The 17,364-nt window shown below is 62.6% G+C and carries 12 protein-coding genes; 6 read left to right on the top strand and 6 right to left on the bottom strand.

The window, feature by feature from the left end; all coding sequences use genetic code 11:
* Positions 1–15 precede the first annotated feature (15 nt).
* The 4 genes from gcvPA to metH all read right to left on the bottom strand — a co-directional run bounded on the left by gcvPA (position 16) and on the right by metH (position 7,054).
* The gene (gene gcvPA, locus VKV28_02690; protein ID HLH75691.1) at positions 16–1,359 is read right to left on the bottom strand and encodes an aminomethyl-transferring glycine dehydrogenase subunit GcvPA; all 1,344 of its coding nucleotides are present in this window, start codon (positions 1,357–1,359) and stop codon (positions 16–18) included.
* Between the two features lie 38 nt (positions 1,360–1,397).
* Positions 1,398–2,516, bottom strand: coding sequence for a glycine cleavage system aminomethyltransferase GcvT (gene gcvT / locus VKV28_02685; GenBank protein HLH75690.1), 1,119 nt, complete (start codon positions 2,514–2,516; stop codon positions 1,398–1,400).
* A 127-nt stretch (positions 2,517–2,643) separates the two neighbouring features.
* The gene (locus VKV28_02680) at positions 2,644–3,537 is read right to left on the bottom strand and encodes a methylenetetrahydrofolate reductase (protein ID HLH75689.1); all 894 of its coding nucleotides are present in this window, start codon (positions 3,535–3,537) and stop codon (positions 2,644–2,646) included.
* 13 nt (positions 3,538–3,550) lie between these two features.
* Positions 3,551–7,054, bottom strand: coding sequence for a methionine synthase (gene metH, locus VKV28_02675; GenBank protein ID HLH75688.1), 3,504 nt, complete (start codon positions 7,052–7,054; stop codon positions 3,551–3,553).
* A 147-nt stretch (positions 7,055–7,201) separates the two neighbouring features.
* Here metH and VKV28_02670 point away from each other — a divergent pair, with 147 nt between their 5' ends.
* The 4 genes from VKV28_02670 (at position 7,202) to VKV28_02655 (ending at position 11,406) form a co-directional block, all read left to right on the top strand.
* A complete protein-coding gene (locus VKV28_02670) occupies positions 7,202–7,669 on the top strand; it encodes an Lrp/AsnC family transcriptional regulator (GenBank protein HLH75687.1) in 468 nt (155 codons plus the stop codon).
* Between the two features lie 156 nt (positions 7,670–7,825).
* Positions 7,826–9,016, top strand: a complete 1,191-nt coding sequence (locus VKV28_02665) for a hypothetical protein (GenBank protein ID HLH75686.1) — start codon at positions 7,826–7,828, stop codon at positions 9,014–9,016.
* The gene (locus VKV28_02660) at positions 9,017–9,958 is read left to right on the top strand and encodes a hypothetical protein (GenBank protein HLH75685.1); all 942 of its coding nucleotides are present in this window, start codon (positions 9,017–9,019) and stop codon (positions 9,956–9,958) included.
* A 47-nt stretch (positions 9,959–10,005) separates the two neighbouring features.
* Positions 10,006–11,406 carry a M20/M25/M40 family metallo-hydrolase gene (locus VKV28_02655; protein HLH75684.1) on the top strand — a complete coding sequence of 467 codons (1,401 nt, stop codon included), beginning with the start codon at positions 10,006–10,008 and terminating at the stop codon, positions 11,404–11,406.
* A gap of 193 nt (positions 11,407–11,599) precedes the next feature.
* On the opposite strand, the gene VKV28_02650 is transcribed toward VKV28_02655, so the two are convergent.
* Complete coding sequence (locus VKV28_02650; protein HLH75683.1) at positions 11,600–13,009, bottom strand: sigma-54 dependent transcriptional regulator; 1,410 nt, start codon at positions 13,007–13,009, stop codon at positions 11,600–11,602.
* Entirely contained in the window at positions 13,006–14,313 is a 1,308-nt protein-coding gene (locus VKV28_02645; GenBank protein HLH75682.1) for an ATP-binding protein, read from the bottom strand. Before VKV28_02645 ends, VKV28_02650 begins: the two co-directional genes overlap by 4 nt.
* A gap of 443 nt (positions 14,314–14,756) precedes the next feature.
* On the opposite strand from VKV28_02645, the gene VKV28_02640 reads away from it, so the two are divergent.
* Positions 14,757–16,151 (top strand): aspartate aminotransferase family protein, encoded by a 1,395-nt coding sequence (locus VKV28_02640; GenBank protein HLH75681.1) that lies wholly within the window; start codon positions 14,757–14,759, stop codon positions 16,149–16,151.
* 134 nt (positions 16,152–16,285) lie between these two features.
* Positions 16,286–17,335, top strand: coding sequence for a 3-oxoacyl-[acyl-carrier-protein] synthase III C-terminal domain-containing protein (locus VKV28_02635; GenBank protein HLH75680.1), 1,050 nt, complete (start codon positions 16,286–16,288; stop codon positions 17,333–17,335).
* The last annotated feature ends 29 nt before the right edge of the window (positions 17,336–17,364 follow it).

The raw sequence follows: 17,364 nt of genomic DNA, 5'->3' as shown, positions 1-17,364 counted from the left end.
TGTAATGGAGCTCTCCTACTGCTTAAGGGCCTCGCACAAGGCGCCCAGCTCATCGCGCGAATTGAGCTCGGTCACCGCGATCACAATCGAATCAGCCAAGTCGGGATAGTCGGGTCCGAGCGGGACGCCGGCCAGAACGGCGCGCGCTTGGGCCGCGGACAAGGCGCCGCGCACGTCGGGAAGAGCCAGGGTGAATTCGTTGAAAAAGGGGCCGGTAAAACGCGGACGCATCCCGTGGGCGGCCAGCATCGCGGCGGCCTCGTGCGCCAGTTCCACGTTGCGTGCGGCCAATTCGCGCAACCCCTGGCGCCCCATCAGGCTGAGATAGACGGCAGCCGCCAGCGCGCACAGCGAATGGTTGGTGCAGATGTTGGAGGTCGCGCGTTCGCGTCGAATATGCTGCTCGCGAGTCGCCAGGGTCAGGCAAAAGGCGCGTCGCCCCTGGGCGTCACGGGTCATTCCGACCAGCCGCCCGGGCATTTGGCGCACGAATTCCTGGCGCGTGGCAAAGAAACCGGCCCACGGTCCGCCGAATTGCGGAGCTAAGCCGAAGCTCTGAACTTCGCCCACCGCGATATCCGCCCCCAGCACGCCCGCGGCCCCCAGCAAGCCCATCGCCAGTGCCTCGGCGGTGACCGAGATCGCAAGGCCGCCAGCCTCGTGCACGACCCGCGCGATTCGTTCCAGCGGCTCGATTATTCCAAAGCCGTTAGGATAGCCAATTACCGCGCACAGGAGCTGTTCATCCGCCAATCCCCTCAGAGCGACCTCATCGCAAGTTCCGCTTTCGCTGTTGAACGGAAGTTCAACCACCTCCAGTTCCGGTTGCGCATTTAGATAGGTACGAACCGTGGCGCGGTAATCTGGCCACAACGAACGCGCAAGTACGACCCGGTGGCGCTTGGGCAGCAGCCGGCGCGCCATCAGCACCGCCTCAGCCGCGGCTGAAGCGCCGTCGTACATGCCGGCGTTGGCCACCGCCAGCCCACTGAGCTGCGCGATCAAGGTTTGAAACTCAAAGATCGCCTGGGTCGTGCCCTGGCTGGCCTCCGGTTGATAGGGAGTATAGGAGGTCGCGAATTCGGCTCGGGCGACAACCGCACGCACGGCCGCCGGGACATAGTGACGATAACAGCCGCTGCCCAAAAAGCTGATATACTCGCGCGCGCCGCGATTGCGTTCGGCCAAAGCGCTAAGCCGCGCGGCGACTTCCGCTTCACTCAGTCCTGGCGGCAAGTTCAGGGCCGCACGTCGGCGCAGTTCGGCCGGCACGTGCGCGACCAGATCCTCCAGATCGTTGGCGCCGACAACCGCAAGCATTTCATCGATATCTTCTTTGGTGTGAGGTATGAATCGCATTATTTGCACACTCGACCAGCCGACTCTGCCCTGAAAGCTTACGATTTTGCCCGCCGATAAAACGGCAACGCGGTCGCGATCGCGGCGACTCTCTTGTTTCGGATCTCGACGTCAAACCGCGCATCGGCCTGCGTCTGGACCGCGCCATCGACGTAGCCCATCGCCAGCGGGCACTCGAAGCTGGGCGCGAAAGTACCGCTGGTCACCATTCCTACCGGCTGGCCCTGCCGCCAAATCCGATAACCGGGACGGGCCAGGCTGCGACCGTCCTCGGTACGCAATCCGATCAGACGCTTGCGCACACCGGCGCGCCTTTCCTTCTCTAGAGCGCGTTCGCCGACGAAGCCGCGCCCAAACCGCACATAGCTTTTCAGTCCGGCTTCTAGCGGGGTTGTCGCGCGATCGAGTTCGTGGCCGTAAAGCGCTAGCCCTGCTTCCATCCGCAAGGTATCGCGCGCGCCTAGTCCGCAGGGCCGCAAGCCGTGCCCTTCACCGGCCTCCAGCAGCCGGTTGAAGAGCGCCTCGGCCGACTGCGCTTCGACGAAAAGTTCAAACCCGTCCTCGCCTGTGTAACCTGTGCGCGCGATGCGGCAGGAAATTCCCGTCACTTTGCATTGCGCGCTGTGAAAGCGCTTGCACGCGGCGAGATCGAACTCGGTCAGCGGAGTAAGGATTTCCAGAGCCCGCGGCCCCTGGATCGCAATCAACCCGGTGGCCTCGCTCAGATCCTGGATTGTGACAGTGGCGGCGCGGGCGAGAGCCTCCAGCCAGGCTTTATCCTGCGCGGTATTGGCGGCGTTGACGCAGAGCAGAAAGCGCTGGTCGGCGATGCGATACACGATGATGTCATCGACCACGCCGCCCTGCTCGTCGCAGATCAGCGTGTACTGCGCCTGATCGACCTTCAGACGCGCCACCGAGTTGGTCAGCGCATGTTCCAACAGATCCGTCGCGCCCTCCCCCTCGACCATCAACTCGCCCATATGGCTGAGGTCGAACACTCCGGCCTGAGCGCGCACGGCGAGATGCTCGGGGATAATGCCGGCGTAAGAAAGCGGCATCAGAAAGCCGGCAAACTCCACCATTCGAGCACCCAGACGCCTGTGCACGGCGAGTAGCGGCGTGGACTTGGCCTCGGACTCGGCGCTTGCGTTCATTAAGTCCATCATGACTCTAGGCGGCGCCCAAAAAAATCTCCGCGCTTGCCGTCGCGCCTCTTAATCTTCCGCTGAGCAAAGAAAGGTAGAGATTTCAATGAGGAGCGAAGATCTACACGGACGCCTTTCAGCACCCTGCTACGGGGCGCGAATCGGCCTGCCACGTCGACTCGCGGGTGAAAAGGCGTGCCAACTCAATTGCCAGCGAAGGACCGCCGCCGCTCATGATATTGAAGCCCGCCACCCGCCCGCGCAGTGCCTCCATCAGCTCCAGACTTTGACTTAGCGAATAACTTCGCGCCTGCCCATCGCTCATTGCGGCGTAACGATCCAAATAAGCATGCAACCCGCGCAGGTCGCGGATGCGTTCCTTGAGATAGCGCGCCATCGCCGCCCCTTTGATGGGCAGTATTCCCATTACGATACGCAGGGGCAGGCCGCGCACGGCATCCAGAAAATTCATCGCCCGCTCCACATCGAACACCGGCTGGGTAATCGCAAAGCGAGCGCCCGCCGCCACTTTGCGCTCCAGCAATTCCAATTCCCGCTCCCAGTTCTTTCGATTGGGATTGACGACCGCGCCCGCCAACAGAGCCGGCGCCCGCTGTAGCAGCGTCTTGCCCTCACCGGTGTCGCCCCGATTAAGCGCCTCGATCACGCCCAGCAAGCCAACACCGTCCACCTCGTGCACACCGCAAAACTCGCCGGCGCCGCGCCTGTCGCCGCTCAACGCCACCACTGCGTCGACGCCCAGGGCCGCCGCTCCAAGAAGATCGGCTTTGAGCGCAAGCAGGTTGCGATCGCGACAGGTCATGTTGAGCACCACCGGCATGCCGAGCCGATGCTTGATCATCGCGGCGAATGCCAAGGCGGACATTTTCACCAGAGCGAGCGCGTTGTCGGTCAGATTGATGGCGCTGACCAGGCCGCGCAAATCGCCCAGGCGCTCGAGCATGGGCGCGCTCACGATCCCGCGCGGCGGCGAGACCTCGATCCACAAGGCAGGAAATTTCAGTGCCACCTCGCGCTCCTCTTCAACCCGCGGCGCCAGCCATCGCCTGCTCGCGCTCGATAAGCTGCTCCACGTCGGCCGGCGCCAGGGCAAAATAGCGGGCTTGCGGATGGTGCAGAACCATGGCGCTGACCGAACCCTCGGGCTCCATCATGAAGCCTTCGGTCAGCCGAACGCCGATAGTAGCTTCGGGCTCCAACAGGGCGAATAACAAAGCCTGGTCTTCCAAACGCGGACAGGCGGGATAGCCAAAGGAGTAGCGCTTGCCCCGGTACCGGGCCTGGAAGAGATCGGTTTTGCTGAACTCCGGCGGGTCGGCAAAACCCCACCATTGGCGCAGCTTGCGATGAAGAATTTCGGCGAAAGCCTCAGCACTTTCTAGCGCCAGTACCTGCAGGATGTGCGAGCGAAGATATTCGCCCTCGGCCTTCCATCGCTCGGCCAGCGCTCGTACACCCGGCCCCACCGTGGTCACGAACAGCGCCACATAGTCGTCGCGCGGACCGACAAAATCAGCCAGGCACAAGCCGGGAGGTTGGCTCTGACGGCCGAAGCTGAACTCCCCCAGCACGCGCCCGCCGTCGCGATGATGCAGCAGCAGACGGCAACCCTCGCTGTGGGCTGGGAAAAATTGAAAGACCGCGGCGGCCCGGATCTGTTCGTGAGCAACCATCAGATCCTGCACCTCTTCGACTCGCTCGCGCAGGCGCCGGGCCTTGGGATCGCCTGCCGCCAGGGCGCGCGGCGCGTCACGCAGCCCCAGATGGCGGGTGTAGAGCATGACCGGATTGATGTATTCGAAGATCTCGCGCAAATCGTAATCGGTCAGCACGTGGCGCACGAGATCGGGCGGCACCGGCGCGGGCTGATGCGTCACAGGCGAGGGTTCGCGGGCAGGGGTCACCGCGCCAGACAGCATTGGACGCGCCTGCGCCAGCATCTGTTCGCTTTCGCGCCGCAGCCGCTGGGCCAACTGGGCGCGCCGCGCCGGATCCATTAGCTGGTGGGCCAAATCCAGACCGTTCATCGCATCGTTGGCGTAAACTACCAAGCCCTCGTATTCGGGTGCGATACGGGTACGGGTAAAGCGCGCTGACAGCGCCGCGCCGCCCACCAGCATCGGGCAATCGATCCCCGCCGCGCGCAGATCCTGAGCCGTAGCCACCATCATCTGGGCGGACTTAACCAGCAATCCGGAAAGTCCGATCATGTCGGGTTGGTAAATGCGGCAGGCCTCGATCAGGGTCTCGGGTGCGACCTTGATTCCCAGGTTGATCACCCGATAACCGTTATTGCTCAGGATGATCTCGACCAGGTTCTTGCCGATGTCGTGAACGTCACCCTTGACCGTGGCCAACACGATCGAGCCACGCCCCGCGCTCTGGCTTTTTTCCATGTGAGGTTCCAGGTAGGAGACGGCGGCCTTCATCGCTTCGGCCGATTGCAGGACTTCGGCGACGATCATCTGGTTGGCGTTAAACAACCGCCCCACCTCGTCCATTCCGCGCATCAAGGGGCCGTTGATGATCTCCAGCGGCGAGCTGGTCTTGAGCGCCTGAGCGAGGTCGCCGAACAGTCCCTCGCGGCTGCCCTCCAGAATGTAGCGCGCCAAGCGCTCTTCCAGTGGCAGTGCGGCGGATGCTTCGGGCTGGCAGCTGCGCACGGCACGAAAATGGGCAGCAAAAGCACCAATCGGATCATCGCCGCGCCACCACAACAGATCCTCGGCCAGCCCCCGTTCCTGCGCCGAAATCGAGGAGTAGCGCACCAGTTTTTCCGCATTGAGAATCGCCATGTCCAGCCCGGCTTGCACGCAATGGTAGAGCATCACCGAGTTGAGCACTTCGCGGCCGGCCTCGGGCAAGCCGAAGGAGACGTTGGAAATCCCCAGGATCGTCTTGCATTGGGGTAGTGCGGCCTTGAGCGCCCGAATACCCTCGATGGTTTCGATCGCCGAACCAACATAGTTTCGATCGCCGGTGCCAACCGGAAAGACCAGTGGATCGAAAATGATGTCCTCGGGTGCGATCCCATGCTCGCCGGTAAGCAGGGCGAATGCGCGCCGTGCGATTGCCAACTTGCGCGCGCTGGTGATTGCCTGTGCCTGCTGTGGATCTTCGTCGATACAGCCCACCACCAGCGCCGCGCCCCAGCGGCGGGCCAGTTCCACGATCTTGAGCAGCCGGGGGCCACGCGCGCCGTCTTCCAGATTGATTGAATTGATAATCGCTTTGCCCTGCAGGCGCTTGAGCCCCTGCTCGATCGCGCCCGGATCGGTGGAGTCCAGCATCACCGGAACCTTGATCTTCTTGACCAGAACCTCCAGAAACTGGCCCAAATCGCTGCTTTCGTTGCGGTCGGGGTCCTGCAGACAGACGTCCAGTACGTGAGCACCACCGCGCGCCTGCGCCCGTCCGACTTCCGCCGCCGCATCCCATTGCATCCGCGCGATCAGGCGTTTGAAGCGCCGACTACCCAGCACGTTAGTCCGCTCGCCGACAATCACCGGCCGGGTCTGCTCGTCGATCACCAGCGCTTCCAAGCCGCTGACGGCGCTGCGTCGAGTCCGTATCGGCTCGCGCGGGCAGGCGCGGCGCGCCGCCTGTGCCACCAAGCGGATATGATCGGGAGTGGTGCCGCAGCATCCGCCCGCCAGATTGAGCCAGCCTGCGGCCATAAAGCGTTCCAACTTGCTGGCCAGTAACTGCGGCGTTTCGTGATAGCAACCGTCCTCGTCGGGCAGGCCGGCATTGGGCACGCACGCTACGGGAAAGCGCGAAATCGATGCCAAGGTGCGCAGATGGTCTGTCATGAAATCGGCGCCGGTTGCGCAGTTGAGCCCTATCCAGAGCAGATCCCGATGAGCCAGGGCGACGTAAAAGGCTTCGATATCCTGTCCAGCCAGTAGTGTTCCGGTGGTCTCGATCGTCCCTTGCACCGCAATTCCGACCTCAACCCCCATCCTGGCCATCGCCCGCTCGATTCCCAGCAACCCCGCCTTGACGTTGAGGGTGTCCTGCACGGTCTCCAGCAAAAGCACATCCACGCCGCCTTCGATCAGCCCTTCGGCCTGTTCCTGGTAGGCCGCTGCCAGTTCGTCCAGGCCAATGCCACCGGTGACCGAAATGGTCTTGGTGGTGGGTCCCATCGCGCCCGCCACGAAGCGCGGCCACTGCGGGGTACTGAAGGCGTCGGCCGCCTGACGGGCCAGCGCGGCGGCCGCGCGATTGAGCTCGCGCGCCTGATGCTGCAGGCCAAATTCGGCCAGTACTATGGCGTTGGAGCCAAAACTATCGGTTTCGATCAGGTCGGCGCCCGCTTCTAGAAAGGCTCGATGCAGGCCGCCGATGGTTTCGGGTTGAGTCAGCACCAGGATCTCGTTGCACCCCTCGCGCGCCGCACCGCCAAAGTGCTCCGGCCCAAGGCCCCAACTTTGGATCGAGGTGCCGAGAGCGCCGTCTATAACAAGAATACGATCCGTCAGACATTGCCGTAACAGGTCACTTTTTGAATGAATCTTGCTCATAAGTCCGGTAAGACGCTTAACAATCTAGCTTTACTCGAGTTAACGGAAATAGATTGCTTTGGTCAAGGCGCAATCGTTGCGAATATCATGTCAAACGTGCTAGCTTCAGCAATCTGTTGGGGAAAAAACGGCTTGATGGGGTGATTTATGCTAGCTCGTGGCCTTGACGAAATCGATCGCAACATCCTGCGCCAGCTTCAAAAGGATGCCGCTATCCCCAATATCACGCTCGCCCGCCGCGTCGGCCTGTCACCCTCGCCCTGCCTGCGTCGGGTCCAGCAGCTTGAAGAAGCGGGGGTCGTGCGCAATCGCGTTACTCTGCTCGATCCCACCGCGGTGGGGTTGGGGATGAACGTCTTTATTCAGGTCGAGCTGGAAAAGCAGACCGAACGCACCCTGCGTACCTTCGAGAAGGCGGTTATTGAAAACCCGCAGGTGATGGAATGCTACCTAATGACCGGCGAAGCCGACTATCTGTTACGGGTAGCGCTGGCCGACATGGAAGCCTTCGAGCGCTTCGTGGTCGGCTTCTTGACCCGAATTCCGGGAGTGGCCCGGGTGCGTTCCAGCTTCACCATGAAACAGGTCAAATATACCACCGAGCTACCGATCTGATCCGCCCTGATGCGAGAGTTCCAAGGCGCTTTGTCAGCTCGCTGCCCATTTTGTGCCTGCTAGGGTCGGCGAGCTATAGCAAAAGCGATGCCCCCGCGGCAGAATCGCGCCTACCGGCGCCGCTCGCTCGTAGAGAGGTCACATAAGGAGGGGTCGATGAAGCGGTTTGTCTGTATGCTGATTCCGAATGTGCTCGGTACCATCGTAATTTTCGCTGGCTTCGCGCTGAATGCGCACGCCCAGCACGTGGGCATCGGCGCGATGGCATTCGCGCAGGTTTTCGGCCGCGCACGCGGCGGCAATCTGGCTCCTTGTCGCGAGATCTACGACCCCTATCCGGAGTTCAACGGGATCGGTCTAGACCCTGCCCACAACTTGGCGGCGATGAGCGACACCAATCTCAAAAGTCTGTTGGTTTATTCAATGAACGCGGGCGGCGCCGACGATGCGGCACTCACCCCCCATCTGCAGCAAATCAAGGGGCCCGACACCTATATCTCCTACGCCGCGGGAGTGGCCTTCGACCCCGTGCGCCACGAGCTGTGCGTGACGGAGAACGATATAGGCGACGACGTCGCCTGTTTCCCATACGGGGCTAACGGAAATTCCCAAGCTCAGGTGCTGGCGGTTCCACACGGCGCATACGGCCTGGCCTTCAGCCAACGGCTCAAGCAGATGGCGGTGGCGGTCGAACATAACGAGCAAATTATTTTCTATCGCACCGGAGCCACCGGCGCGCAACTGCCATTGCGCGCCATTCGTGGCCCACATACCGGGATGGCCGACCCTCACGGGCTTTACTGGGACGAAATCAACCATGAAATCGCCACGGTAAACCATGGCAACTGGTCACAGGCTTACTGGGATCTCGATTATCCGGGCGGCGGCCACTATCAACCTCCCTCGATTACGATTTTCGCCGAGGACGCCAAAGGCGACGCCGCCCCTCTGCGCACGATTCAGGGCGCGCGCACCCAGCTCGATTGGCCCACCGGGATCGCCGTCGACACGCGCCATAACGAGATTGCGGTGGCCAACACTGCCGGCGGCTCGATTCTGATCTTCTCCCGCACCGCCCGCGGCAACGTTGCTCCTGTGCGCGTAATTAAGGGTCCGCGCACCGGAGTGACGATTCCCATGGGGGTGGCCTTTGATCCGATGCACGACCAGTTGTGGGTGGCCAATTTCGGCCATACCGCGTTGGTTTTCGACCGGCTGGCTCAGGGCGATACGCCCCCGCTGCGAGTAATTCGCAACGCGCCGGCGGGCACGCCGATGGCGGGTTTCGGCAATCCTTTCACGATCGCCTACGATTCCAAGCGCGACGAACTAATCGTTCCCAATTGAGTGACCGATCCCAGGATCGGGGCCTTTGCCAGGCTGGCAAGCGGCAACGTCGAACCCAAGCGCACGATTTACGGTAACGTCAGCAAGCTCACTCGCGTAGCCCACGGTATCGCTTACGATGCCGGGCGCGACGAAATCTGGGCCAGCGAGCCGCTGGCCAGCTCAGTGGTCGCTTTCGCGGCCGGAACCGCCGGTGAAGTCCCGCCCTTGCGCGTGATTCAGGGCCCCAAGACCCAGATCCATCAGCCCTGGGGGCTGCAGGTCGACGATCTCCATCACGAACTAGTGGTCGCGGATCACGCCACCAGCAGCATTTTGGTCTTCCCCTGGGACGCCAACGGCAACGTCGCTCCCCTGCGCGTCATTGGCGGACCGCGCACTCGGATGCGGGCACTGGCCGATGTCGCCGTCGATCCGCGCCGCAACCTGCTGGTCGCGGTGACCTATTCGCAAAACCTGCCCGGCGGGGGAGAGACCGGGCCCTTGACCGCCAAATTCGAACAGGCCGAGACGGCCCAGCCCGGCGGCATCTTTATCTTCGATCGCACGGCCAACGGCAACGTGCCGCCCAAGGCGCTGATCGCAGGTCCCCATACTGGTATAGGCACGCCTTCGGGCGTGCAGCTCTGGGGCGGGCGGATTTACGCGGTGGTCGGCAACGCCGGTCACGAGGACCCCTATGTGCTGGCCGGCGACTTGCCACGCAAGGGCTGCATGGGGCCACCTCCACCCTCGCTCACCGGCGGCAGCCCCAATGCCTTCATCGGGGTGTGGAAGATTACCGACAACGGCGACGTGGGACCAATGTACGTTATTCACGGGCCGGCCTCACAGATGGTGGCTCCGGTTGGCATTGCGCTCAACCCGCGCGCGGGCGAGCTCTATGTCACCGACGGCGGGGTGGGCGCGACCTTTACCTTTCTGGCCCCGCAATTCTTCTAAACCGGGCAGTGCTTTGCTGTCGCGCCGCGGCTTTGTAGGCTAGAACGATGGACAGCGGCGCACTGCAAGCTCATGTCGGGCGGCTGTGGCAGGACTCGATCCTGCCCGAGCTGATTCAGTACATTCGCATTCCGAACCAATCACCGGCTTTCGACCCCGATTGGCAAAGCAATGGCCATATGGATCGTGCGATCGCGCTCTACGAGCGCTGGGCCCGTGGATGCGGCTTGCGCGCGACGACAGTGGAGGTCGTGCGCCAGCCCGGCCGCACTCCCCTGCTATATATTGAGGTGGACGGCGCGGGCCAGGAATGCATCCTGCTCTACGGCCATCTCGACAAGCAGCCCGCGATGGGCGACTGGCGCACCGGCTTGGACCCTTGGCAGCCGGTGCTGGAAGGTCAGCGACTGTACGGCCGCGGCGGCGCCGATGACGGCTACGCGATGTTCGCCGCGCTGGCGGCGCTCAGCGCGCTGCAGGCCCAGGGCGTAGCACACTCGCGCTGCGTGATCCTGATCGAAGCCTGCGAGGAAAGCGGTAGCCTCGATCTCCCCGAATATGTCGCCCATCTGGCTCCACGGATCGGACCGGTAGGCTTGGTTATCGCGCTGGACTCGGGTTGCGCCGATTATCAACGGCTGTGGTGCACTACCTCACTGCGCGGAATAGCGGGTGGCACGTTGCGGGTGGCAATGCTCGACGAAGGAGTGCATTCAGGCAACGCCGGAGGCGTGGTCGCCGATACCTTTCGAATCGCGCGTATGCTTTTAAGCCGGGTGGAGGATGAACGCAGCGGCACCATCGCAGCCCCCTTCAACGCACCTATCCCGGAGGTACGTATCGGGCAAGCGCAGGCGGCGGCGGCAATCCTGGGCGACGCGCTCTGGCAAGCTTTCCCTTTTTTGCCGGGCGCACGCCCGCTCAGCTACGGCCACGAACTAGTCCTGGATCGCACCTGGCGGCCGGCGCTGGCGGTGATCGGCGCCGAGGGCTTACCTTCCCTGGCGCAGGCGGGCAACGTCCTGCGCCCAGCCACCGCGCTGAAGCTTTCGCTGCGACTGCCCCCCTCGCTCAACGGTGCCCAGGCAGTGCAGGAACTCAAGCGCATCCTGGAAGCGGATCCGCCGTTTGGGGCCACGGTCAGCTTCGAGCCCAACTGGGGCGCAAGCGGTTGGGATGCCCCGCCGACCGCGCCGTGGCTGGAGCAGGCCTTGGCGCGAGCTTCTCTGACCTATTTCGGCGCCACGCCGGCCGCCGTGGGCGAAGGCGGCACCATCCCGTTCATGGCGATGTTGGGGGAGCGCTTTCCCCAGGCCCAATTCTTGATTACCGGCGTGCTGGGACCTGGCTCCAATGCCCACGGACCCAATGAATTTCTCGACCTGCCCACGGCGCGCAAGCTGACCTGTTGCGTGGCGGAGGTGATCGCCGCATATCATCGGCGCTGACCTTTGGGCCCTTAGTGCGGTGCGCGCCAGCCCTTGAAAAACAGTATCAGAGCTGAGGAATTTGTGATTACCCCCAGGGGTTCGTATTCTTCTCACCCGCTCTTTTGCGGGAGGGGGAACAGCGCGATGGCGGCGCGCTTCTTCCAGCCAGCGTGACGCGCGGGCGAGGCGGCGCCCGCCGCGCGGCGTCCAATCATTTTCGCTCTGTACTAATTGGAGGGGCGACGCGGATCCCATATTTATACAATTTGTAGGACAGATCGCTGCGAGTGATACCCAGGCGGCGAGCGGCAGCGGCTTGCGCCCCACCGGTAGTCTTGAGCGCGCGCTCGATCAGGGCGCGCTCCAACTCGTTCAGCAACCCGCGCAACTCTATCGGATCGGGGATTAGTTGAGCGATTTGCTCGGGCAGCATTAGCGCGGCCTGGCCTTGGCCGCGCTCGGCCGGAACTGGAAAACTTTCCGCCGCGATCTCCGCGCCGGTAGAGAGAATATAGGCGCGTTCGATAAGATTGCGCAGCTCGCGGACATTGCCGGGGAAGTCGTAGTTCATCAGCACCCGCATCGCCTCAGCGCTGATTCGCCGCGGTGCCATCTTGAGTTCGCGCGCGGCGTGAGCCAAAAACAACTCGCACAGGTCGGGAATATCTTCGCGCCGTTGGCGCAGCGGCGGGATATGCAGCGGCACCACGACCAAACGATAGTACAGATCTTCCCGAAACAGGCCGCTGCGCACGCGCTCGGCTAAGTCGCGATTGGTGGCCACCACCAGCCGTACATCGACCTTGCGGGGTCGGGTCGAACCCAGGCGGGTGACCTGGCTGTCGGTCAAGACCCGCAGCAACCGGCCCTGGGCGGCCAGCGACATGTCGCCCGCCTCGTCCAAAAACAAAGTGCCCTCATGGGCAGCCTCGAACAACCCTCCGCGCGCGCGGTCGGCGCCGGTAAAGGCGCCCCGTTCATGGCCGAACAGCTCGCTCTCCAGCAAGCTCTCGGGAAAAGCTGCGCAATTGACCGCGATAAAGGGCTTGGCCTCGCGCTCGCTGCGCCGATGAATTTCGCGAGCTACCAACTCTTTGCCGGTGCCGGTCTCGCCGCTGATGAACACGGTGGCGTTGGTGGCTGCCACCCGGGCAATCTTGACCCGCAACTCGCGCAAGGCGGGAGAGTTGCCGCGAATCTCGGAACTGCCCTCCAGGCGCACCACGGTGTCGCGCAACCGTTCGTTTTCGCGCAACAGTGCGGTGCGCTCGATCGCGCGCCGCACCGCGGCCAGCAGGACTTCGGGCAAAAAGGGCTTGGTAATGAAATCGAACGCCCCCCGGCGCATGCTCTCTACCGCCAATTCCACGGTGGCGAAGGCGGTCAGAAAAACCACCGACACTGCGGGCGCCAGCTCCCGCGCGCTGGCCAACACTTCGAGCCCTTGGCCGTCGCGCATTTTTTGATCGGTGATGACGGCATCCAGGGTTTCCTCGCTCAGTGCCTGACGGGCCTGCCCCACGCCTTCGGCTTCCACCACCTGGTATCCATCCTGGCGCAGGTTGGAGGCCAGGATACGCCGCATGTTGGGCTCGTCGTCGACCACCAGGATTTTGCTCATGGGCGGCTCGTGCCGTTGGCGGCGCGCTGCGGCAACTCCAGCGCGAAAGTGACTTGGCCGGGTTCGTTGCAGGTGAGTCTGAGATCGCCACCGTGAGCCCGGGCGATGTTTCGCGCGATTGCCAGTCCTAGCCCACTTCCCGAGGATTTGGTGGTGAAGAAGGGCTCGAAGATGCGGGCGGTGGTGGCCGGAGCGATAGGCCCGCCACTGTCGCTGACCTCCAACCGCAATATCCCGCCGCCATTGCGTGCCGCCAGAATCACCGGTGCTCCCGGCGCGCCAGCCTCCAAGGCGTTAAGCACCAGGTTGAGCAGGGCTTGCTGGATCTGGCCCAAGTCGAAGCATCCCTCCAGTGCCGACTCGGCGTTAACCACAATCTTAGCCCCGCGCTCGGCTGCATAGGCAGCCGCCACGGTGGCCACGTAGCCCAGCAGATCGGCAACATTGGCCGGACCGCTCTGCGCCACCCGCGGTCGAGCGTAGGCCAGGAAATCGCTGGTCAGGCGCTCCAGCCGGGCAGCTTCGTTAGCTGCGATAGAAAACATCTGGTCGCGATCCTCGTGCCCGGGAGCAAGGCGCGCCGCGGTCGCCAGGGAGCTCGAGATCATCGCCACCGGATTGCGGATCTCGTGCGCGATCGCGCTGGAGAGCCGGCCCACCGCCGCCAATTTTTCTTCGGCTAGCAGCCGCTCGCGGGTTTCCTCCAGCTCCTTGAGGTTGCCACGCAATTGACGTTCGCGCTGACGCAAATGGTTGACCAACAGCCAAACGATAACCCCCATCAATGTATGAATCAGCGAAGAGGCGCCGGCCTCGATGTATTCGTCGGCATCCAAGGTATAAATCGAAAAAAAGGTAAAGAAGTTGGCTATCAGAATGACTGCGATGGTTGAATACAAATCCAGGGTGAAAGCGGCTTCGAGCACCGGCAAAACCATCAAGATGTAATATTGATTGTCCTGCCCGCGCGTCAGCGTTGAGAGGATTGCGACCAGCCCGCTGTTAAGCAGCACCGACGCCCACACCATCGCAATCAAGATCCGAGGCCTGGATAACTGCGGCGGTAACGCCAGCACCAGGAGCAGTATCGCCTGCACGGCAAAGCCCGCGCCCAGCGTAAAGAAGACTGCCAGATTGGTAACCCCGGAAGCGAATGCAAAACCGAGCTTGATCGCGGTATAGACTACGATAAGACCCAAATTGAGCGCGGCAAAGACTAGAATCTGGCGTCGCAACGAATCGGGAGGGAACGCGCCCTGAATACTGGCGCCCGTCTGGGCAGGAATGGGTGTATGGACACTCATTAGGCGAAATTGTGGCTGCCTTGCCCGATGGTTTCAACTGCTTATGAACAAGACCACCGGTCGAGTCGTAAAACGTTTTAAACCAAAGCTTTTTTGGCTCTTGGCATTTGAGCGCTCGATCCAACAGCCGCGGTGCAAATTTTCGGACGTTAGTCAAAACTTTAAAACGCCGATAAGGTGAATGCGCGCGCCATCGCGACCTGGAGGCTGGCAAGGATTTTGCGCAACTTCGCGGTCGATCAAGTCTCGCGAGACGGCGGATCTGCCTGACTTGCGGTAGAGGGTAGGTGCGAATCAATATAGCAAGCATGAGATCGCAAAATTTTTGTGGGAACGTGAGTCAGCGCGAAGCGATGGGGTTGAAAGCCGCGCGATTTCTGCTTCAGCGGAGCGGACCAAAACGGACGGCGCTCGTGCACTATTTAATTGCCCCTGGGCTTTGAATGAGTTGGTCAGGGTCCGTTAAGGCGAAGCTCGAGCAAGAGCGGCAGGAGGGCGCGGGCGCGGGCGATTACGCCGCCCACGTCAATCCGCAATGGGTGCGGCTGCTCGACGCCCTGGGCATGAATGTGCGCTACCTGCGATGCCGCGGCGCGGAGCTGGAATGCGCCGACGGCCGCCGCGTCCTGGATTTCCTTTCCGGCTATGGAGTGCACAATGCCGGCCACAACCATCCGCGAATTGTCGCCGCGCTGCGGACCGAACTGGCCGCCGAAGGGCCGGCGATGCTGCAAAGCCATGTTCCCGAATTGGCCGCGGCGTTGGCGGCACGGCTGTGTCAACGCGCCGCCGGGCGGGTCAATAAGGTCTTTTTCTGCAGCTCGGGTAGCGAGGGCATCGAAGCAGCGCTGAAATTCGCCCGAGCTTGTACCGGCCGCACGGGTATTCTTTACGCTCACAAGGCTTTTCACGGCCTGACCTACGGTGCGCTTTCGCTGATGTCCGATCCATTCTGGAACGCCGGCTTCGGTCCGCTGCTCCCGGGTGCCCTCGCGCTACCCTTCGGCGACCTCCCCCAATTGGCTCACCAGCTCGCCACTAAGGCCTTCGCCGCCCTGGTCCTGGAGCCGATTCAAGGCGAAGGTGGGGTGGTCTTACCGCCCCAGGATTACCTGATCCGCGCGCAGGAACTGTGCCGGCGCTATGGCACCCTATTGATCTTGGACGAGGTTCAAACCGGACTATATCGAACCGGTCCATTCCTGGCCGCCCATCACTTTGGCGTCGAACCCGATATGGTGGTGCTGGCCAAGGCGCTCAGCGGCGGCTTGGTGCCTTCGGCCGCAGTGCTGATGAGCGAGCTAGTTTACAAACGCGTGTACAGCTCGCTGCAACGCGCTCTGATTCATACTTCGACCTACAGCGAAAACGCACTGGCCATGAGGGCAGGGCTGGCCACGCTGGAAGTGCTGGAGGACGAGCAGGCGGGTGCACGCGCGCTGCAATTGGGTGAGCAGTTGCGCGCGCAGCTGCGCCAGCGCTTGGCGGGCTTCGAGATGGTGGGTGAGGTACGCGGCCTGGGGCTGATGAACGCGGTCGAATTTCGCCCGCCCCGGCGCCTGCGCCTGCGGGTACCGTTCGAGGCCTTCCGGCGGATTCATCCCGCCATGTTTGGCCAGGTGTTGGTGATGCGCATGTTTCGCGAACACGACATTTTATGCCAGATATGTGGTAACAATTTCATGGCCCTGAAAGTCCTGCCACCCTTGACGATTGAGCCCCGCCAGATGGAGCGCTTTGTCGCGGCGCTCGGCAATGTGGTCGAGCTGATGCACTCGCGAGCCAGCTACTGGAGCGAAGCCTTGGCGATGGCAGGGCGGGTGACAAATATCCTATAGGATAGAAGTTGGCTGGGGCAGCCCGAACGCCTCCGCTCGCCAGCGTCGTGGCCACGCGACGGGCTGGGGGCTGGATTACGTTCAACCGCTTGTAACCAAGCACGCCGCGCATGCGCGGGTGACGGAAATTTGCCATGACCATTGCCAGTGTCGCCAGTGCCCTGCCCCGTAATCGCTACGATCAAGAGACCATCACCGCCGCGCTACAAAATCATTGGGCCGGCCGGCTGGCGCGCCCTCAATTGCTGGAGCGCGTACATTCGCGCGCCGGCGTGGCCACCCGTTATCTGGCCTTTCCGATGGAGCGGTACGCGCGCTTCGGATCGTGGGGCGAAACCAACGCCGCCTGGTTCGAGGCGGCTCAGGAATTGGGCGAGCGCGCCCTCAGCCTGGCGTTGGAGCGCGCCGGCCTGGCCGTAAGCCAGCTTGACGCGCTGATCGTGGTCTCGGTCACCGGCATCGCTAGTCCCTCGCTGGATGCGCGTCTGATCAATCGGATGGGCCTGCGCTCCGACCTCAAACGCACTCCCATCTTCGGGCTGGGCTGTGTCGGCGGTGCCGTGGGCCTGACTCGCGCCGCCGATTATGTCCGTGCCTATCCCGGGCAAGTGGCCGCCTTGCTGGCGGTGGAAACCTGCTCGCTGGCAATTCAACGCGAGGATTTCTCCAACACCAACCTGGTCGCTACCGCCTTGTTCGGTGATGGCGCCGGGGTTGCGCTGCTCACTGGCGAGGACCGCGCCGCGCATGGCCCCCGCGTCCTGGATTGCCATTCGGTGTTTTACCCCAACACCGAGGAGATCATGGGCTGGAACATTTCCGAACACGGCTTCGGAATCGTGCTGTCTCCCGCCCTGCCCGATCTCGTTCGCGGCCGCCTGCGCACCGATGTCGATCGCTTCCTTAACCGCCATTCGCTCAAACGTGCCGATATTGGCAACTGGTTGATTCACACCGGAGGCCCCAAGGTGCTTGACGCAATGGCTGATGCGCTGGAGCTGCGTTCGGATGCGATGGAGGTATCGTGGGACTGCCTGCGGCGCTTTGGCAACCTGTCCTCGGCCTCGGTTTTGCTTGTGTTGGAGGAGGTGATGCTCAACCGGCGCCCGCCCGCGGGCACGCTTAGCCTGCTACTAGCGCTGGGCCCAGGCTTTAGTTCGGAAATTATCTTGCTGCAGTGGTGAAAGGATACCGAGAATTTGACAGGGCTTGA

This window comes from Candidatus Binataceae bacterium (genome assembly GCA_035294265.1).
Lineage (GTDB): Bacteria > Desulfobacterota > Binatia > Binatales > Binataceae > DATGLK01.
Note: the sequence above shows the minus strand (reverse complement) of the source record. Positions and strands in the feature narration are given on the sequence as shown.